The following is a 19,770-nucleotide window of genomic DNA, read 5'->3' as shown; positions in this document are numbered from 1 at the left end:
TCGAACATATTCCCAACTTTTGGATTCCTTAGGCGCACAACTTCCCATTGAACCTCGCGCGTGCAACAGATCACATATTCTGTCCTTATGGATAAACATTCTCTACAAGCACAGATTGACGCACTGACGCGCCTTCACGGTGCAGCAGAGTGTGAAATCGGTGTGCTCACACGATTCGATATCCCCGAGCTTGCACAGCTCTCGCTCGCAGCCTACGGCGAACGCCCAACTCTCGAAGCACAGGCGGAAGCAACGGATGAAATGCGCCTATGCTTTGAAGGGGTTTTCGGCACACCTTTGGAAGGTTCTTTCCTAGGCGCATGGGTCGATGGAGACCTCGTCGCAGCGATCATCGTTGTTGTTGATCCCCCTGTCGAAGAACCCAGCGGTCTTCCACAGGTCATCGACTTAATGGTCCACCCGCACTTCCGCCGACGTGGTATCGCAACGGCTTTGGTCGCAGAATGTGCACGCCGATGCCAAGACTGGGGAGCCTCATCTCTGATCGTCCGCATCGATGAGGCAAACGCCCATCTACCACACGTGTACGACATCTTCCAGGAAAGCGACAACTACGCACAGGCATAGGCCAGCTTCACCGACGATTTTGGTCTAGTTCTGGCAATTCGAGCACCAGAATAGCCTGCGGTTTTGCATGAGCTTCTCACTAATCGTGGTTCCGCATTTAATACAGGGACGACCGCTGCGATGGTAGATGTACCAACGTCCGAGTTCTTCGTCCCCTTCGGGAATCGGCTCGGGTTGGTCTTCAGGGCGAATTGTATCGATCCGTCCGATTTCCAATCCGCGAGTCATCAGTTCGCAGATAACGTCCCACAGTCGGCCAACGCGAGCCTCAGAGAGTCGATTGCCTGCTCGCATCGGCGAAATCCCAGCAAGGAATAGAGCCTCTGCGCGATAGATATTCCCTACCCCTGCTGCAATGGACTGATCCATAATCAACTCACCAACAGGGCGTTTACGCGCGCGAACCAGCTCGATGAAACGTTCACGCATTGCGGGATCCTTCGATGCTCCAGGTTGCAAAGGATCACAACCGAGTTTTGATTCAGCGATCAGACGCTGCTCGTCGGAAATGAGCTCGCAGCGATTAGGTCCTGTCACATCTGCAACGGCAACTTCGGAGAGGATACGCAGGCGAACCTGCCCCACAGGTTCAGGAGCTTGCCACTGCCCTGCTGAGCCCTGGGCCTCGCCGGTAGCAAGGTTATCCTCGATATATAGGCTATCTTCCGAGTAACTTGCCCACTTGAGGGCAGCATGGCGGTGCCCCTTCGTTGCGACCCAATTTGTCCGGGGAGCACCAATTGAAGCCGGAACATCCTGCGTTCGTTCATCGGCGTCAAAACGCCACGAACCGTACAAGCCCAAGTGGATGTGAAGCCACTGAAGGGACTCTTCACAGGGGAAGGTGCTGCCTCCCCATACCGGCGAACTACCGGTAAAAGGAAGAGCGGCCACGGCCTCGGCACTGTTCAAATGAGCGGCGTATTCAGCTTCAGCTTCTCTCGCCTGCTCAATCACGGAAGTGGCGAGGCCAGGAGCAGCGAATGCGACGAACATGTGCTTGCCGACTGCTCGCACCGCAACCACAACGTGGCCGTCAATGAGCTGCGCAGACGAGGCGAACCTCCCCTGTGGGGAGGACGCCTGCACCTGCGTGCCTTCGAACAGGGATGAAAAAGTGTGAGCGATCCGGTGGATCGCATCTCCTTCAGGCATGGTTACTTCGGAAGAACGATGTTGACCAATTGCGGGGCGCGCACAATCACCCTGAGAGGCTCGCGGCCTTCAAGGAGCTTGACAATCGGACCTTGTTCAAGAGCAAGCGCACGAAGATCCTCTTCAGAAATCGAGACCGGTACCTCGATCTTTGCACGCAGTTTCCCATTGGCCTGCACAATCGCCGTGACGGTATCGTCTTCGAGCAACGATTCATCTTCCACAACCGGGAAGGGAACGCGAGCAAGAGAATCTGCATGTCCAAGCTTCGACCACAGTTCCTCACAGATGTGTGGAGCAACCGGCGAGAGCATCAAAATCAACGCCTCAACTGCAACCCGCGGCACACGGTCGAAAGAGGTCAGGTGGTTGTTGAGAACGATGAGCTTTGCGATCGCGGTGTTGATGCGCAGGTTCTCGTACTCAACGGTCACTTCAGCAATGGTGCGTGCCAAGAGGCGCGCGGTCTTCGCATCCATTGGCTCATCGCTGACGGTCACCTCACCGGTTGCTTCGTCCAAGACATTTCGCCACAAACGCTGCAGGAAACGCTGCGAACCAACAACTGCACGGGTTTCCCACGGACGTGAGACGTCCAGCGGCCCCATGCTCATCTCATACACACGGAAAACGTCGGCGCCGTAGGCGTCGTACATTTCATCAGGTGTGACGATGTTCTTCAGCGACTTACCCATCTTTCCGTATTCACGGTTAACGGGTTCACCCTTCCAGGTGAATCCCGTGGATTCGTCGCCTTCAACTTCGTCTGCGGGAACGTACTGCCCGCGAGCATCCGTATAGGCGTAGGCCTGGACGTAGCCCTGATTGAACAGGGTGTGGTAAGGCTCAGCGTCAGGCACGAATCCCAGGTCAAAGAGGACCTTCTGCCAGAAGCGTGCATAGAGCAAGTGGAGAACTGCGTGCTCAACACCACCGATGTACAGGTCGGTGCCACCACTGATCTTGCCCTCACGCGGTCCCATCCAGTAGGACAGGTTATCTTGCGAGGCAAAAGCAGCAGAGTTCGTCGGGTCGGTGTAACGCATCTCGTACCAGCACGAACCGGCCCACTGAGGCATGGTGTTGGTTTCACGGCGGTACTTCTTCGGGCCATCCCCCAGGTCGAGGGTGACGTTCACCCATTCCTGTGCGCGTCCCAGCGGCGCTTCTGGTTCCGTATCGGCGTCATCGGGATCGAAGGTGCGAGGCGAATAGTCGCTAATCTCAGGAAGCTCAACGGGGAGCATGTTTTCGGGGAGTGCGTGAGCCACTCCTTCTTCGTCCCACACGATCGGGAAAGGCTCTCCCCAGTAACGCTGACGGCTGAAGAGCCAGTCGCGCAGACGGTAGGTAACAGCCGCACGCCCCAGGCCCTTTTCTTCGAGCCATTGGGTCATCGCTGCCTTTGCCGCGTCCTTATCCAGACCATTGAGGCTAATTTCATCGTTTGCAGAGTCAACCGCAACGCCATCGCCGGTGTAGGCCCCCTGGCTCAGGTCGTGAGCGGTCGGATCCTGCGCGTCACCAATGGTGCGGATGATATCCAGATCGAAACGCTGAGCAAATTCCCAGTCACGATCATCGTGTGCGGGAACTGCCATGATCGCACCGGTGCCGTAATCCATGAGGACATAGTCAGCAATGAACACAGGAATCCGGCGGCCATTGACAGGGTTAATTGCCCACAGGCCAGTGAAGACACCCGTCTTCTCCCCCGCGTCTTCTGCGCGCTGCTCAGGAGTCTTTGCAGCGGCTTGTGCTCGGTAAGCCGCCACGGCCTCGGCAGGCGTCGCATAGCCGGCACTCCACGCCTCGCGGGTCCCCTCTGGCCAGCTCGCGGGAATATCCAGCGATGCCTGGTCCGAGGCCGATCCCGGGGTGGTACCACCGAGGAGGGGGTGCTCGGGCGACCAGACGACGAAGGTTGCGCCAAAGAGAGTGTCGGGACGAGTCGTGTAGACCGTGAACCCACGATCACTCACGCCTTCGCCGACCGCAATGAAGTCAACTTCCGCACCGTTGGAGCGGCCGATCCAGTTGCGCTGCATGGTGCGCACCTTCTCCGGCCAGTTAATGGTGTCGAGGTCTTCAGCGAGGCGATCACCGTAGGCAGTAATGCGCATCATCCACTGACGCAGGCTGCGCTTGAAAACCGGGTAGTTACCGCGCTCGGAACGGCCATCCGCCGTCACTTCTTCGTTGGCCAGAACGGTTCCCAATCCCGGGCACCAGTTCACAGGCGCCTCGGAGATATAGGCGAGGCGGTAGGAATCGATGATCTGCGCGCGTTCACGCGAATTCAATTGATCCCACGTACGTCCCTGCGCGATCTCGGAGGGAAGCTCACGCGCTCCAGAAGCAAACTGCGCAATCAATTCGCTGATCGGACGCGCGGCCCCCAGGCCTCGTCCATCGCGGCGCGGTGCCTGCGGATCAAACCATGAATTGAACACTTGAAGGAAAATCCACTGGGTCCAGTGCACGTAGTCGACGTCGGTCGTTGCGAAGGAACGACGGCGGTCGTGCGAGAGCCCCAGACGGCGCAGCTGGCGACGCATATTCGCTATGTTCTCTTCGGTTGTCACGCGCGGGTGTTGGCCGGTCTGGACGGCGTACTGTTCTGCAGGAAGGCCGAAAGCGTCGTAGCCCATGGTGTACAGAACGTTCTCGCCTTGCATGCGATGGAAACGCGCAACGGTGTCAGTTGCGATGTATCCCAGCGGGTGGCCAACATGCAGGCCCTTACCTGAGGGATAGGGGAACATATCGAGGAGGAAGAAAGGCTGACGCTTGGCAAGATCACCTGCAAGATCTCCCTCGGGGTTATCCGCGTAGAAGGTCCCACGTTCGTCCCATAGGTCCTGCCACTTGTTTTCGATCTCTCCGGCCAATTGCGCCGTGTAACGGAAATCGGGCTCCCCTGTTGAGATCTCGCTCATCCTTGCCTCCATCTACCCTGAAAACACAGTGTCTTCAGGCTTGTTCTATGCCGTATCTAGGGTAGTGCATTGGCGCAAATTTGCCTGTTTATTCCCACTAGGCAAAACCCTTGCGGCGTTCGACAATAGAGACATGAGTACCGTTTTTGAAAAAATTATTTCAGGTGAGTTCTCTGGGCGTTTCGTCTGGGCCGACGATTCCTGCGTTGCGTTCGCGACCATCGAGCCGACCAGTCCAGGGCATGTCCTTGTCGTTCCGCGCGATCCCGTTCCTTCATGGACGCAATTAGATGCGCAGGTGTGCACCCACTTGATGGAAGTTGCACAGATTATTGGTCGAGCACAAGAGCACGCCTTTGGTGTCGAGCGATCCGGTCTTGTCATCGCCGGTTTCGAAGTTCCTCATACCCACCTGCACGTCATTCCTCTGCGCACCGAGAGCGACGTCCTTTTAAGCAACGCTGCCCCAGCAAGCTCAGAAGAACTCGACGCTGCGATTGAGAAGCTTCGCGAGGCCGTGGTTGCTTTGGGTTACGGCGAGGAAGTTCCGCCCCAGATGACATCACTTCAGTAAACCGTTGTCTCTCCCCCGACATTCGTCACAAATACAAGGGCGACTTCTTGGGCGTTAAGCTCAAGGAGTCGTTCTTTTTCTTCTGCTTGAACGATCACTTTCATCGTTTGATCACTCATTCGTTCACTGACCAGCACGACGGCGTCAAGCCCCAAGCCCTTAGATTCGAGTGAGCGAAGAGCCGATGCACCGTTATCGCTAAAACGAGCAATTTGCATGGGAAAGTGGAGCGGGACATCCCGCAAGGGCACGAGCGAAAGAATACGCACCTGCCCATCCGCCGAAGGAATTGGATCGCCGTGGGGGTCGCGCTTTGGGTATCCCAGATGTTCATCAATCCGATTCAGAAGGCGGTCAGAGACGGCGTGCTCAAGGATTTCGGCTTCTTCATGAACTTCGTCCCAATCGAAACCCAACGCGTCATGAAGATACGTCTCAAGAAGACGATGACGGCGAACGACTTCTAGAGCTCGCCGGCGCCCTTCTTCGGTCAAAGTGACTTTCCCATAGGGTTCATGGAAGGCTAGCCCCTCGGCTGCAAGCCTTTTGACTTTTTCCGAGGCAGTCGAAACTGCGACTCCGACGCGCGAGGCCAGTGAACGAATTGTGATTCCTTCGTCACCGTTTTCTTCAGCTCCCCAAATTGCTTTGAGGTAGTCCTGCGTTACCGTATTTTCGCGGGAAACTCGGCTATCGACCGACGCCATGTCAACTGCTTGCACTCCCCTAGCCTACAGCCTTGTACTCATGATTCGGCCTCAGTATGATTTGCGCATGGCGTCATGAGTATGTAATCTACTTTCTTGTCCTAAGGACAAAGCGCCATTAGCTCAACTGGCAGAGCAGCTGACTCTTAATCAGCGGGTTGGGGGTTCAAGTCCCTCATGGCGCACACAGTACGTTCACTTGTGTGCTACTGTAAACACATAACTGAAGCGCCATTAGCTCAACTGGCAGAGCAGCTGACTCTTAATCAGCGGGTTGGGGGTTCAAGTCCCTCATGGCGCACCCATTGCCGAGGCGGCGCCAATGGCCGGGTACCTCCATGTGTATCTGAGCCCTACTCACCCCCCTCGGAGCCTCTCATGCGTCGTCTCACTTCTTCAGAGAAGGATCTGCTCGCATCGATTGAACAACAGTTAAGTGCTCGTCGCCGTACCGTCATTACTCCCGATATCGTCGAGCAGGCCACCCATCTGGTCCGTTCAATGACCGATCCCCGTCCAGGCCTTCACGAACTCGTCGGCCCTGTGTGCACCACGTCCGACATCGTTGCTTGGCTTGGAATTTCGCGTCAAGGAATCAACAAGGCTGTGCGAACCAATCGCATTCTTGCAGTCCAATCTCCTTCAACAATCTGGTACTACCCCACGTGGCAGCTCATGGCCAATCACTCCGTCATTGACGATATGTCGGATGTTCTCGGTCGCCTGCGTGGTCGGGTTCACCAGCTCACTGCTGCTTCGTGGTTCCAGCGTCCTCTTGAGATCCTTGATCAGACGACCCCTGCACAGTGGATGCTCGAAGGTCATGACCTGCACACCCTTATTGGCGCTGCTGAATCCTTTGCAACCGCCGAAGAACGCCGCCCTTCCTCGGTCCCGCTGTTCGATCCGGAGATCCAAGCAACATCACTGTGACCGCGACGCTCTCACCTTCGCAGCTCATCTACAAGAGCCGGCTGCGGAGTGGGGTTCAACGGCGCACCGCGCTCCGCAGTCATTCATCCCTCATCACAAATAGAAATTGGGCCAAACCGCTTCCTCGTGGTTTGGCCCAATTTTACTTAGTCATCGAGACCAAGGTCTCTGCGCAAGCGAGCAACATGGCCGGTTGCCTTGACGTTATAGAGGGCATGCGTGACAACGCCGCTAGGGTCGAGCACGATCGTTGAGCGGATAATGCCCACGAAGACCTTCCCGTAGTTCTTCTTTTCTCCCCACGCTCCCCACTCGGCAAGCATCGTCTTGTCCGGATCAGAGGCCAGAGGAAAGTTCAAAGACTGCTTCTGTGCAAAGTTTTCAAGAGCCTTCATCGAATCCGCACTGACACCGATAACTTCGTACCCCTGTGCCTTAAAGGAATTGAAGTGATCCCTGAAATCACACGCTTCCTTCGTGCACCCAGGTGTCGAGGCTTTGGGATAGAAATAGACGATGACTCCGACCCGAGCTCGATCTAAGAGTTCCTGCAAAGTCAGTGTGCCCTGTGTTGTTTCGAGCGTGAAATCGGGAGCCTTGTCCCCTACATGAAGTTGAGTCATAGCGACGAGCTTAGTCGCGAGAGACGCCCTATGCTCGCGTAGCGCTTTCGACGAGTGCCCCACACCGTCGATAAGGTAAACTCGGAGCGTTGCGCGAGTGGCGGAATTGGTAGACGCGCTGGATTTAGGTTCCAGTGTCTTTGACGTGTGGGTTCGAGTCCCATCTTGCGCACTAATGAATTCCCGAACCTCTCTTAGGAGGCTACGCTCCCCTCACCACGGTGCGCACGTTCAATTGTTGCCTCGGCAATCACACGCGTTCCCCGATACAGCACCATGGATTGCCCAGCTGCCACGCCACGAACCGGCAGAGCAAGGCAGAGCTCAAGCTTTCCTTCATCTCCTCCAAAGCGCTGAAGAGCGGTGACAACGCTGGGCATGCCGTGGGCACGGATCTGCGCGGTGAGCACACGTTCATCGACCTCACCCAAGCTCCGTTCCCCGATCGATACCCCAAAGGTACGTGTCGCGGCATCGTCGACCTCTCCCGAATCGTCGCTCGCAAGCCAGACGATATCCGAACAGGTCATACGGTCCACAGACAAGAGTTCTGAAGCGCCGACAATCACCTGATTGGTCTCGGGTCGCGTTTCCACCACATACCGAGGCCGACCATCTGCAGCGGGATTTCCCAAGTTCAAGCCACGACGCTGACCAACCGTGAAGTTCCAGTATCCTTCGTGGCGACCAACGACTTGCCCGTCGGTATCGACAATTTCTCCGGGTTTTGAGCCCAGATGAGACTTGAGGAAGCCCTGGGTATCTCCATCGGGAATGAAACAGATATCGTAGGAATCGGGCTTGTTGGAAACCCCCAGCCCCATTCTTTCAGCCTCTGAACGGACCCATGCTTTCGAAGGAGCTTCGCCCAGCGGGAAGATTACGCGCGGCAGTTCCTGCGGCCCCATAATTGCCAAAACGTAGGATTGGTCCTTCGCTTCGTCTTTGCCTCGGTGGAGCTGCGGCCCATTCGGCCCTTGAACAATCCTCGCGTAGTGTCCCGTACAGACCGCGTCAAAACCGAGCGCCCGTGCACGCTGCGCCAGTTCTCTGAACTTCACAAACTCATTGCAACGCACGCAGGGATTCGGGGTGTGACCGGCCGCGTATTGCTCAACAAAATCGGTGATTACTGTCTGCTCAAACTCTTCAGCCAGATCCCACACATAGAAGGGAATCCCCATAATCTCTGCTGCGCGCGCAGCATCTGCCGCATCTTCAACGGAGCAGCAGCCGCGTGAGCCAAGGCGGCACTCTTGAGGCTGAGAGGAAAGCGCCATGTGAACACCAACGACCTCGTGCCCTGCTTCTACAGCTTTTGCAGCTGCGACTGCAGAATCAACTCCACCTGAAAGAGCAGCTAAGACCCTCATGCGACTGTTCCCTCTCGCTCGTCCAAGGCTTGCCCGGCTCGAATGGCGGCGGGAAGTGCGGATAAGAAAGCATCGATATCTGCAGCTCGAGTTTCAATTCCCGTCGACACGCGCAGGACGCCAAGAGCCTGGTTTTCACCGTATCCCAGTTCCATGACAATTCTCGACGGGCGCGAAACACCGGCGTGGCACGCAGATCCAGCCGAGACGTCAACGCCTGCCATATCCATAGCTAATAGGACCGCTTCTGGATGGTGAGTCGGGATCATCAAGTGGATAATCGCCGCCGAGGCCGCGCGGGGATCCACCGTCAAGCGTACGTCATTGGGAAGACCAGCTAGGAGACGGCGGCGAAGTTCTTCTGCCCTCTGAACGCGTTCGAGGCGGTGTGCAGCTGCGTATTCCAATGCGGTTGCCAGTGCGCATGCGCCAGCAACATCTGGGGTACCCGAGCGGATTCCCCTTTCATGTCCTCCACCGGGGCGGTCGGTAATGACCTTCACTCCCCGGCGAACAAGCAATGCACCGGTGCCGACAGGGGCCCCAACCTTGTGTCCGCCCACTGTCAGGAGATCGAGACCGCTCTGCCCGAAATTGACATCGCAGTATCCAATTGCCTGCGCTGCATCAGAGTGAAGAAGAGGGGCCAGTGTATCCTCTGAGTTCGACCTGACGAACTCTGCTAATTCCCTAATCGGTTGAATACTTCCCACTTCAGAGCACACCCAAGTCAGCGACATGAGGGCGGCGCGTTGAAGAGCCTCCGGGTTTTCACGCAGATTCTTAAGTGTCGTCATGCCTCGTGAATCGACATCAAACTTGCGAATGCCGAAGCCCTCACGCCCCAGCACTTCAGATTGCTCGCTCACCGCGTCGTGTTCAAGGCGTGACATCCACACATCGCTGCGCGACGCATCTTTGTCTCGCATTCCCCGAGAAGCCCCAAGAAGTGCAAGAGCATTAGATTCTGTTGCCCCCGACGTAAAGACAAGCTCCGGACGCTCGGCACCAAGGGCAGCGGCTGCACGTTCGCGCGCATCCTCAAGCATCCTGCGAGCAGCGCGACCACCGGCATGTAGCGCAGCCGGATTCCCCGGGCGCTCACTCAGCGATTCTTGGGCATGGATCCATGCCTCACAAACACCAGGGGCCAGAGGCGCTGATCCCGCGTGATCAAGGTAATGCGACACGTGTGTCTTTCACTAGTTGTCGGCTCTAGATGCCTGCCATGCGCGCAAGTGTTCCAGAGCCTGGGGAACGATTTCGTACATATCGCCCACTACGCCAAAGTCCGCGAGTTCGAAGATCGGCGCATCGGGGTCATCACAGATTGCAACGATCGTTTGCGAGGACATAATCCCCACTGTGTGATGAATCGCGCCCGAGACTCCAAGCGAGATGTAGAGCTTGGGAGCAATCGTGAGACCGGTTTGACCGATTTGCGCGCTGCGACGAGCCCAGCCTTCGTCAACAGCGTCGCGGGTCGCGCCAATTCCAGCGCCCAGGACATCAGCGAGATCTTCAACAAGAGACCAGTCATTACCAGCACCACGACCACCAACGACAACGACCTGCGCATCAGTGACATTGGGACGCCCATCTGAGCTGGATTCAACCCGCTCAATAACGAGCGTATGCGTAGGATCGGGATCTACGACTTCAGTAGCGAGCTCGACGCATTCGTTTTCCTCGGCCGTTACTTCCAATCCACGAGAACGCACGCACACGCACGCTGGAGCGCTGTGCGTGGCAATCTCTGCACGCCATGTCCCCCCCAAGGCATCTGTGGTCGCACACAAGCGTCCGTTTTCCACGCGAAGGGCCACGGCCTCGGCAATCGCGCAGCCTCCCAAGGTGATCGCAAGCGAAGCTGCGCTCTCGCGGTCAAGGAAACGCGAAGCGAAAAGAAGCGGGGCCTCCAGGTTACCGAAACGCGTGTAAGCCGAGGCGATTGCCGGAGAAAGTGCCGAGGCAGTCAGCGCCGACTCATTCACCTGGAGAAAAACACAGGAAGAAACGCCGAGGCGCCCAAGTTCTTCGCGCAAAGACTCGCGCCCGTCCTGGCAGACCACGATCGCATGGACAGCATCGGCGCACTCATGCGCCTGGGCAATCATGTCGCGATAACGCGAACCCACACAAGCGGTATCCGAACAATCAATGACGACAATCGCGTCCTTGAGACAAGTGCTCATTTCATCTTCTCCTCAATGAACTCAGCCAGACGCGTCCCGCCGTCCCCGGTATCGGTAAAGACTTCACCAGAGCCGCCGCGGTTATGTTCTGTCATCGAGACAACACTCAAAGGCATCTCGGAGCGAGCTCCGGAGAGTAATTCACAGAGGCATCCACTGGGATCGTAGCCAGCGACGTCATCGAGTTCAGCCTGAACGAGAGGCTTCGCGCGCGCTGCCTTCAAATCCTTAAAGCCTGGGAATCGAGGCTCATTGAGCTGATCCGTCACCGAAACCACTGCCGGAAGAGGTGCGCGCAGGGTTTCATCAACGCCATCCACGCTGCGCAGTGCTTGGACATGCCCCTTTGCGGGGTCAACAGTTAATTCACGCACCTGCGACACCAAAGGAACATTCATAACAGCAGCAAGTGCTGCCGGAAGCATCGAGGTCATTGCATCAGATGCCGCCATGCCGCACAGAACAAGGTCGATCGCTTCTTCTTCGGCCAAGAGCGAGATCAAAGCCGCGAGTGCGCGCGCTGTCACTGTCACATCGGCGTTTTCAAGCAAGGGATCCGAAAGGAGGTAAGCGCTATCGGCGCCGAGAGCGAGACAGCGAATCAATGCGTCACTGGTATCTTCCGGCCCCATGCTCACAGCGAGCACTTCACCGCCATAAGCAGCAACAAGCTGAGCCGCTGCTTCTACTGCATTCTCATCAAATTCGTTCAGTACATCGTCTTCACCGCGGACAAGACGCGAGCCTTCAAAACGGCGCCCCGAGCTGGTATCGGGAACTTGCTTAGCCAGCACTGCAATCCTCATGTATCCAGAGTGCCATATCAGGCCTCATACGCGCAGCTCCGAGTGTGCTGAGGAACAGGAACGACTATGCTTGTATGTGTTATGACAGATTTAGAGGCGGTAATGTCACAACAGCAAACACACACGTTCCGTGCCGTTAACCGGCCGAATCCTCACTATCGTCAGCTGGGCGTTTCAGTGGCAGGATCGGGCCTTAACGTCGCTGTTGTCTCCACGCGCGCAACTCAAGTAGATTTCTGCGTCATCGACCCGCAAAGCGGTAGCGAAGAACGCTACCATCTTCTCGGACCTGATCATGGAATCTGGCACGGCTACATTGAAGGCCTTGGAGTCGGTACTCACTACGGCTTCCGCGCTCAAGGGCCTTGGGATCCCGACGCAGGCTTGTTCTTCAACTACAACAAGCTACTCATTGACCCCTACGGTCGCGGGCTCGCGGGAAACGTCGATATTTGCCCCGAGGTCTACGCCCACAGCGTTGATGAAGATCTGTACCCGGTTTCCTATCCGCTCGAGCCTTCACAGTCCGATTCTGCTCCCTACAACGCGCATAGCGTGGTCATCGACACTTCCTTCCGTCTTGCCCCACAACCCAAGATCCCTTTGGACGAGACGGTCATATATGAGCTTCACGTCAAAGGCTTTACCCAGAAGATGCCGGAGGTTCCCCCGAACCTTCGCGGCACCTACGCAGGACTCGCTCACCCCGCTTCAGTGCGCTATCTCAAGGAGCTTGGCGTCACTTCCGTCGAGCTACTTCCAGTCCACGCAAAGTCTGATGAGCCTTTCCTCGTTGAACGCGGACTCACAAACTACTGGGGATACTCGACTCTGTCATTCTTTAGCCCCGAGCCTTCCTATGCCAGCGCGTCTGCCCGTGCACGCGGACCTCAGGCAGTAATAGATGAATTTCGTGGAATGGTTTCGATCCTGCATGAAGCAGGTATCGAAGTCATCTTGGATGTCGTCTACAACCACACCTGCGAAAATGGTGATGCTGGTCCATCCCTGTCTTTCCGTGGCCTCGATTCGCCCCTGTACTACCGGCGTACCGAGGGATACCCCTCGCACATCATCGATACGACTGGGACTGGAAACACTGTCAATACGGACAATCCCCAGGTTATTTCACTGATCCTTGATTCTCTGCGCTATTGGGTATCGAATATGGGGATCGATGGGTTCCGCTTTGACCTTGCGGCAACCCTGGGGCGCTTTGCAAATGGTTTCACCCCGATGCACCCTGTTCTCATCGGCATGGGCGCAGACCCGATTCTTCGCGAGGTCAAACTTATTGCCGAACCTTGGGACGTTGGCCTTGGCGGCTGGCAAACAGGTAATTTCCCTGATCCATTCTGTGAATGGAACGACCGTTTCCGTGACACGGTGCGCACTTTCTGGCTCTCCGATATGCGTGCATTGGCCGGCGGGCGTGGCGCAGGCGGTTCGAACGAGTTTGCGACTCGCTTGTCGGGGTCTCAAGACCTCTTCGGTCATGGCGTGGGATATCTGCGTGGCCCCAGTGCTTCGGTCAATTTCGTAACCGCCCATGATGGTTTCACCTTGGCGGATCTGACGGCCTTCGATCACAAGCACAATCTGGCAAACCTCGAAGAAAACCGTGATGGTTCTGATAACAACAACTCGTGGAATCACGGGTTGGAGGGGGCAATTGCCTCCCCCATCATCGGCGTTGATCCCGATGTCCGCGACGTAACGGGCATTGTTGAAGATATTATTCCTGCACGTCAGCGCAGCCAGAGAAATCTACTTGCGACTTTGTTGGTCTCTTCCGGAACTCCAATGTTGGTTGCAGGAGACGAATTCTCACGTACGCAATTTGGTAATAACAATGCCTACTGCCAGGATTCTCCGATTTCTTGGATCGATTGGGATCTTTCTGAACTCCAGAAAGACCAGCTCCTAACAGTACGTTGGCTTTTGGCCTTGCGCCGTGCTCACCCGGCGCTTCGCCCCATGGCTTTCTTTTCAGGAACAGATCCTCATGGTGATGTTATCGCTGATCTTTCTTGGTATAGCGCCGATGGTTCACCGATGAGGGACGACATTTGGGGGTCTCAAGAATCTCGAGTTTTCCAGATGCTTCGCTCCGGTAGCCCCTACAGTGGCCGCGACGCCTTGGTTGTCTTCAACGGCACAACAGATGACCGTGATGTCGCTCTTCCCCAAGGCCGCGGCTGCCCGTGGGTTCAGGTTTTCGACACCGCATGGGGTAACCCCGAAGACGGTGGAATTAGCTCTTTGCTCGACGCCACGCGGTTGCCGACTTCTCTCGATCGAAAGAATCCAGGAGAAACTATTTCTTTGGAACCCTTCAGCATGCACATCTACCTGTCTGCTGTAGAGTCTTCGCCTCAGGGTTGATCACGCTAAACTGGCCTAGTGACTAGCAGCGAAGAAACACTTGAGCAATCTACCTCTGATGCATCCCTCGCACGTTCAATTGCGCGTTCGAAGGAAATCGAAGAGGCCATCGACCAGGACCCCTCGCGATTCCGTGTATTAACTGGAGATCGCCCCACCGGCCGTCTCCACTTGGGGCATTACTTTGGAACCCTGCGCAATCGCGTTCTTCTTCAAGAACGTGGCATTGACACCTGGGTTCTGGTCGCCGACTACCAGGTGATTACCGACCGGGACGCAGTTGGCCCCATTGAGGAACGCGTTTTAGGCCTCGTCACCGATTACTTGGCGGTTGGACTCGATCCAGAAAAGACGACGATCTTTAATCACTCGTCAATTCCTGCACTCAACCAGCTCATGCTTCCGTTCCTGTCGCTGGTCACTGAGTCTGAATTGCATCGCAATCCCACGGTGAAGGCTGAACTTGAGGCAACCGATGGACGCGCAATGACCGGTTTGATGCTGACCTACCCGGTCCACCAGGCATGCGATATTTTGTTCTGCAAGGCAAATCTTGTTCCTGTTGGACAAGACCAGCTTCCCCACATCGAACAGACGCGTTTGATCGCTCAGCGCTTCGATAAGCGTTACGGGCGCGTCGACCCCAAGCGCGCAGTTTTCCCGCGTCCCGATGCGCTATTGTCTGAGACTCCCCTTCTCTTGGGAACTGACGGCACGAAGATGTCGAAGTCGCGTGGAAACACGATCGAACTCGCGATGAGCGCAGATGAGACCGCTCGCATTCTCAAGCGAGCGAAGACGGATTCGGATCGTCATATCACCTACGATCCCGACAATCGTCCCGAGGTATCCAACCTGCTGATGTTGGCTTCGTTGGCTACGGGTGAAGATCCAGTTGCCATCGCCGAGAGGATCGGAGACGGCGGTGGTGGAATGCTCAAAGCAACCGTTACCGAGGCGCTCAATGAGATGCTTGCGCCGATCCGCGCTCGCCGCGAAGAACTAGCCGCAGATCCGGGTTACCTGCTCTCTATTCTTCGCCAAGGAAACGAGAAGGCTAACGAACAGGCAGAACAGACCCTGAACGAGGTTCGTCAGGCCATGCACATGGTCTACTGAAGTTCATAAAAATGGTGGTGGTTCACGTTAAGGACCACCACCATTTTGTCTTCTCAGCAACCTTTCAGCGGCTAGACTATGTCGACGCTCACAATTTCCATTACGCTTAGATGTGTGAACGAGACACTCCTGGCCCGCATCCCCGCAACTGAAGTTTTCCCCGTCGTCGAGGACGGAAATCTTCCCGCCAAAGCCACTGCTTTTGAGGCTTTTCCTATCAGGGCGACGGTCTTCAGAGAAGGGCATGATTGCTATGCAGCTGAGGCAGTTCTCCTGCGCCCCGGAGGATCGATTCACTCACGCGCCCTCATGCGCGACATCGCTCCTGGCCTCGACCGCTATGAAGCATGGGTTATGCCCGATGCCGTCGGTCAGTGGAGTTTCAGGATCGATACCTGGTCGGATCCCTATGCAACATGGCGCCATGACGCGTCAGTCAAAATCGGTGCGGGCGTCGACGTTGAGCTGATGCTTGAAGAAGGCGCACTCTTGATGGAACGCGCCGCCAGGGGCGAGGCACTCAACAACCCCTCACAAACCCAACCGACACGCTCAGCAATCGATACTCTCTTGGATGCTGCGAAGGGACTGCGCAATACCGCGCAAACTCCCCAGCGTCGTCTCTCAACTGGTCTTTCGGCGCCAGTGCGCGCGGTATTTAGGCAGTTCCCACTCAGAGACCTCTACGGTTCGACGCGTACCTATCCCCTTTTCGTTGCCCGCAACCGCGCTCTTGCCGGCGCCTGGTACGAAATTTTCCCGCGTTCCCATGGCGCTTTCCAAGACTCAAAGGGGCGTTGGGTTTCAGGCACCTTGCGCACCGCTGTCGAGGACTTGCCAAGGATTGCCTCAATGGGGTTTAACGTCATCTATTTGACGCCCATTCACCCCATTGGATTGACCAACCGCAAGGGTAAGAACAATGCTTTGATCGCCCACAAGGGCGAACCTGGAAGCCCTTACGGAATTGGCTCAGCCGAAGGCGGACATGATGCGATCCATCCCGAGCTTGGCGACTTTGACGATTTCGATTACTTCGTTGAGCAATCGCGCGAACTTGGCCTTGAGGTTGCGCTGGACATCGCCTTGCAGTGTTCGCCCGATCACCCGTGGGTCAGTGAGCATCCCGACTGGTTCTCGCAGCGTGCTGATGGTTCCATCGCCTACGCCGAAAATCCCCCAAAGAAGTATCAGGACATTTATCCCCTGAACTTCGACCGCGATCCCGAGGGGATTTACACGGCCATTCGCGACATGCTCGAACTGTGGATTTCTCATGGTGTCAAGATCTTCCGCGTTGATAACCCGCACACGAAACCAGTCCCCTTCTGGCTGCGACTTTTGGAAGAGCTTCACACGCGTTACCCGGACGTGATCTTCCTTGCCGAGGCCTTCACCCGTCCTGCAATGATGCGTACCTTGGGCGCTGTCGGTTTTGACCAGTCCTACACATACTTCGCGTGGCGAACCTACAAGGATGAAATCGAAGAGTATCTCACCGAACTCTCCCAAAAAACAGCTCACCTCATTCGACCGACCTTCTGGCCGACGACCCACGATATTCTCACGCCTCAAATGACGACAGGCGGAACGGCAATTTTTGCAATTCGCGCGATGCTTGCGGCCCTCGGAGCTCCCTCGTGGGGAATCTACTCGGGCTACGAATGGGTTGAAAACGTCCAGCGTCCCGGAGCTGAAGAACCCAATGACAACGAAAAGTACGAGTTCAGGCCCCGTGATCCCAAGCTTGCCCAAGGGACAGGAATTCCTGCTCTATTGACGCTGCTCAACAGTGCGCGCGAGCGCCACCCCGCACTGCGTCAGCTCCACGACTTGCGTATTCATCCCACGACCTCGGATCGACTTTTGTGCTTCTCAAAGCACGTTCCCGCTCGTTTCTCTCCTACTGGAGTGCCCGACACCGTCATCGTCGTTCTTTCACTCGATCCGGAAAATACGGTTGAGGGTGAAGTTCACGTTGATTTGAGCGGGCTTTCATTGGGTACCTCATCAGCTAACTTCACGGTTGTTGATGAACTCGACGGACAGCGTTACTCCTGGTCAACGACCAACTGGGTCCGTCTGTCTCCCTGGGATCGACTCGGCCATGTCATGGCCATCGAAACCGAATAATTACACGATCACCTTCGAACATGAGATGATGAACACATGGAACCTCAAGCGACATCAGTGGCCACAGACGTCCTCGATGCAGTAGCCGAAGGACGCTACGCTCTTCCTCACGATGTGTTGGGAGCACACCTTAGTGACGGCGTCGTCACCATTCGTTGTGTTCACCACTTGGCAGATTCTGTCGAGGTGATTACTCCTGATAAGACACTTCCCGCGGCCCACGAGCATTCCGGGGTCTGGGTGTGTGCTTTCGAAGCAGACGTTATCCCCGACTACCGCCTGCGCGTCACCTACGGAGATCATTCGCAAGTCGTTGATGATCCCTATCGTTTCCTCCCGACTCTCGGAGAGATGGACACCTATCTCATCGGCGAGGGACGCCATGAGCGTCTCTGGGATGTCCTAGGGGCGCATATCACCCATTTTGATGGCGTCATGGGACCGGTCGACGGCGTTGCCTTCGCAGTGTGGGCACCCAATGCTCGCGCAGTTCGCGTCGTCGGCGACTTTAACTTCTGGGATGGCACCGCTCACTCAATGCGTTCCATGGGAGCCTCGGGAGTGTGGGAGCTCTTCGTTCCAGGCGTTGGAGTAGGCGCTCGCTACAAGTTTGAAATCCAGGGCCCCTCGGGTGATTGGTTCCAAAAGGCCGACCCGATGGCCCGAGCAACTGAGATTCCTCCCGCAACCGCTTCAGTGGTGACCGATGTGTTCCACACGTGGGAAGATGATGAGTGGCTGCGCGCACGGGAGCACACGAATCCGCATTCGGGTCCGATGTCTATTTACGAAGTTCATGCAGGCTCATGGAAGCAAGATCTCGGATACCGCGGCCTTGCCGATGAACTCATCCCCTACGTCAAGAAGATGGGCTTTACGCACGTTGAGTTCATGCCTCTTGCCGAGCATCCCTTCGGCGGTTCCTGGGGATACCAAGTGACCTCGTACTACGCGCCAACCTCGCGCTACGGAACCCCCGACGACTTCCGTTACCTGGTCGATCGCCTTCACCAAGAAGGCATCGGTGTGATCTTGGACTGGGTGCCTGCCCACTTCCCCAAGGATGACTGGGCACTCGCCCGTTTCGATGGCACTCCCCTCTATGAAGATCCGGATCCCCTCCGCGGAGAACACCCGGACTGGGGAACCTACGTCTTTAACTTTGGGCGCACCGAAGTTCGTAACTTCCTTGTTGCCAATGCCCTCTACTGGCTTGACCAGTTCCATATCGATGGTCTGCGCGTTGACGCAGTGGCATCGATGCTCTACCTCGATTACTCCCGTAAGGACGGTCAGTGGCACCCCAACCAGTATGGTGGGCGTGAAAACCTCGAGGCGATCTCCTTCCTCCAAGAAGCAACTGCAACGGCATATCGCTTGCACCCGGGCATCGTCATGATTGCCGAAGAATCCACCGCATGGCCAGGAGTGACTGCTCAGACTTCCGGCGGAGGCCTCGGTTTCGGTATGAAGTGGAATATGGGGTGGATGAATGACACCCTGCGTTATCTCTCGGAAGATCCGGTCAATCGCCGCTGGCACCACGGAGAACTCACCTTCTCCTTGGTCTATGCCTTCTCCGAGAACTATGTCTTGCCGCTGTCTCACGACGAGGTTGTTCATGGTAAGGGTGCGCTTGTCTCAAAGATGCCGGGCGACCATTGGCAACAGATGGCCGGCCTGCGTGCTCTCTACGCCTATCAGTGGTCTCACCCCGGCAAGCAGCTCCTCTTCATGGGACAAGAATTCGCCCAGGAGCAGGAGTGGAACGAAAGCTATTCTCTTGATTGGTGGCTCTACGATCGCCCCGATCACGCTGGGATGGCCGCTTTGGTCTCGCGTTTGAACGAACTCTACAGTGCCCACGCCGCACTGTGGAACGACACCTACACCGGATTTGAGTGGATTGACGCCTCCGATGGCGACCACAACCTCATTTCCTACATTCGCAAATCCGAGGCCGCTGGCGGACACAGCGCTCACGATGAGCTTGTCTGCGTCGTGAACTTCGCGGGTAACCCACACGAGGGCTACCGCGTTGGTTTACCACACGGTGGCACCTGGCGCGAAGTCGTGAACACAGATGATCCGACCTTCGGTGGTTCCGGAGTGGTCAACATTGGAGACCTTGTCGCCGAAGAGATCCCGTGGAATGGACGGCCCTTCTCCGTCGAACTTCGGGTTCCGCCTCTCGGCGGACTCTGGCTCGCTCCGGAAAAGTAACGGCTTTTAGCAAGAGG

The 19,770-nt window shown here is 56.4% G+C and carries 15 protein-coding genes and 3 tRNA genes; 10 read left to right on the top strand and 8 right to left on the bottom strand.

What is annotated here, in order from left to right:
* Nucleotides 1-87 precede the first annotated feature (87 nt).
* Entirely contained in the window at nt 88-588 is a 501-nt protein-coding gene (locus BQ8011_RS05690) for a GNAT family N-acetyltransferase (RefSeq protein WP_072457688.1), read from the top strand.
* A gap of 24 nt (nt 589-612) precedes the next feature.
* On the opposite strand, the gene BQ8011_RS05685 is transcribed toward BQ8011_RS05690, so the two are convergent.
* Together BQ8011_RS05685 and BQ8011_RS05680 are read right to left on the bottom strand one after the other, a co-directional pair.
* Nucleotides 613-1,743, bottom strand: a complete 1,131-nt coding sequence (locus tag BQ8011_RS05685; protein ID WP_072455556.1) for an Fpg/Nei family DNA glycosylase — start codon at nt 1,741-1,743, stop codon at nt 613-615.
* A gap of 2 nt (nt 1,744-1,745) precedes the next feature.
* On the bottom strand, nt 1,746-4,682 hold the full coding sequence (locus tag BQ8011_RS05680) for a leucine--tRNA ligase (protein ID WP_072455554.1): 2,937 nt from the start codon (nt 4,680-4,682) through the stop codon (nt 1,746-1,748).
* A gap of 133 nt (nt 4,683-4,815) precedes the next feature.
* Here BQ8011_RS05680 and BQ8011_RS05675 point away from each other — a divergent pair, with 133 nt between their 5' ends.
* Nucleotides 4,816-5,256, top strand: coding sequence for an HIT family protein (locus BQ8011_RS05675; protein WP_072455552.1), 441 nt, complete (start codon nt 4,816-4,818; stop codon nt 5,254-5,256).
* On the opposite strand, the gene BQ8011_RS05670 is transcribed toward BQ8011_RS05675, so the two are convergent.
* Nucleotides 5,250-5,963 carry a metal-dependent transcriptional regulator gene (locus BQ8011_RS05670; RefSeq protein WP_072457686.1) on the bottom strand — a complete coding sequence of 238 codons (714 nt, stop codon included), beginning with the start codon at nt 5,961-5,963 and terminating at the stop codon, nt 5,250-5,252. The two genes, BQ8011_RS05675 and BQ8011_RS05670, sit on opposite strands and share 7 nt — an antisense overlap.
* 112 nt (nt 5,964-6,075) lie before the next feature.
* On the opposite strand from BQ8011_RS05670, the gene BQ8011_RS05665 reads away from it, so the two are divergent.
* From BQ8011_RS05665 to BQ8011_RS05655, 3 genes are all read left to right on the top strand, one after another.
* Nucleotides 6,076-6,148, top strand: a tRNA-Lys gene (locus BQ8011_RS05665).
* Nucleotides 6,149-6,191: 43 nt separating this feature from the next.
* Nucleotides 6,192-6,264: transfer RNA gene (locus tag BQ8011_RS05660), tRNA-Lys, on the top strand.
* A 77-nt stretch (nt 6,265-6,341) separates the two neighbouring features.
* Nucleotides 6,342-6,896 (top strand): hypothetical protein, encoded by a 555-nt coding sequence (locus BQ8011_RS05655; RefSeq protein WP_072455550.1) that lies wholly within the window; start codon nt 6,342-6,344, stop codon nt 6,894-6,896.
* Nucleotides 6,897-7,042: 146 nt separating this feature from the next.
* Here BQ8011_RS05655 and BQ8011_RS05650 read toward each other — a convergent pair whose 3' ends face one another.
* The gene (locus tag BQ8011_RS05650) at nt 7,043-7,519 is read right to left on the bottom strand and encodes a peroxiredoxin (RefSeq protein ID WP_072455548.1); all 477 of its coding nucleotides are present in this window, start codon (nt 7,517-7,519) and stop codon (nt 7,043-7,045) included.
* A gap of 91 nt (nt 7,520-7,610) precedes the next feature.
* Here BQ8011_RS05650 and BQ8011_RS05645 point away from each other — a divergent pair.
* A tRNA-Leu gene (locus BQ8011_RS05645) sits at nt 7,611-7,691 on the top strand.
* A gap of 22 nt (nt 7,692-7,713) precedes the next feature.
* On the opposite strand, the gene mnmA is transcribed toward BQ8011_RS05645, so the two are convergent.
* Genes mnmA through BQ8011_RS05625 form a run of 4 tightly spaced genes read right to left on the bottom strand, consistent with a single transcriptional unit; the run spans nt 7,714 to nt 11,893 of the window.
* On the bottom strand, nt 7,714-8,892 hold the full coding sequence (gene mnmA / locus BQ8011_RS05640) for a tRNA 2-thiouridine(34) synthase MnmA (protein ID WP_072455546.1): 1,179 nt from the start codon (nt 8,890-8,892) through the stop codon (nt 7,714-7,716).
* On the bottom strand, nt 8,889-10,082 hold the full coding sequence (locus tag BQ8011_RS05635; RefSeq protein ID WP_072455544.1) for a cysteine desulfurase family protein: 1,194 nt from the start codon (nt 10,080-10,082) through the stop codon (nt 8,889-8,891). The genes mnmA and BQ8011_RS05635 overlap by 4 nt, the downstream gene beginning before the upstream one ends.
* 12 nt (nt 10,083-10,094) lie before the next feature.
* Nucleotides 10,095-11,087, bottom strand: a complete 993-nt coding sequence (locus tag BQ8011_RS05630; protein ID WP_072455542.1) for an electron transfer flavoprotein subunit alpha/FixB family protein — start codon at nt 11,085-11,087, stop codon at nt 10,095-10,097.
* Nucleotides 11,084-11,893, bottom strand: coding sequence for an electron transfer flavoprotein subunit beta/FixA family protein (locus tag BQ8011_RS05625; RefSeq protein WP_072455540.1), 810 nt, complete (start codon nt 11,891-11,893; stop codon nt 11,084-11,086). The genes BQ8011_RS05630 and BQ8011_RS05625 overlap by 4 nt, the downstream gene beginning before the upstream one ends.
* A gap of 102 nt (nt 11,894-11,995) precedes the next feature.
* Between BQ8011_RS05625 and glgX the strand changes: the two genes are divergently transcribed.
* The 4 genes from glgX (at nt 11,996) to glgB (ending at nt 19,753) form a co-directional block, all read left to right on the top strand.
* On the top strand, nt 11,996-14,278 hold the full coding sequence (glgX, locus tag BQ8011_RS05620; protein ID WP_072455538.1) for a glycogen debranching protein GlgX: 2,283 nt from the start codon (nt 11,996-11,998) through the stop codon (nt 14,276-14,278).
* An 18-nt stretch (nt 14,279-14,296) separates the two neighbouring features.
* Complete coding sequence (gene trpS / locus BQ8011_RS05615; protein ID WP_072455536.1) at nt 14,297-15,397, top strand: tryptophan--tRNA ligase; 1,101 nt, start codon at nt 14,297-14,299, stop codon at nt 15,395-15,397.
* Nucleotides 15,398-15,475: 78 nt separating this feature from the next.
* Entirely contained in the window at nt 15,476-17,530 is a 2,055-nt protein-coding gene (locus tag BQ8011_RS05610; RefSeq protein WP_407639762.1) for a maltotransferase domain-containing protein, read from the top strand.
* Between the two features lie 36 nt (nt 17,531-17,566).
* Entirely contained in the window at nt 17,567-19,753 is a 2,187-nt protein-coding gene (gene glgB, locus BQ8011_RS05605; protein ID WP_072455532.1) for a 1,4-alpha-glucan branching protein GlgB, read from the top strand.
* Nucleotides 19,754-19,770: the final 17 nt, after the last annotated feature.

The organism is Actinomyces marseillensis (assembly GCF_900155605.1).
Taxonomy (GTDB): domain Bacteria; phylum Actinomycetota; class Actinomycetes; order Actinomycetales; family Actinomycetaceae; genus Pauljensenia; species Pauljensenia marseillensis.
This window is presented reverse-complemented; position numbering and strand designations above follow the sequence as displayed.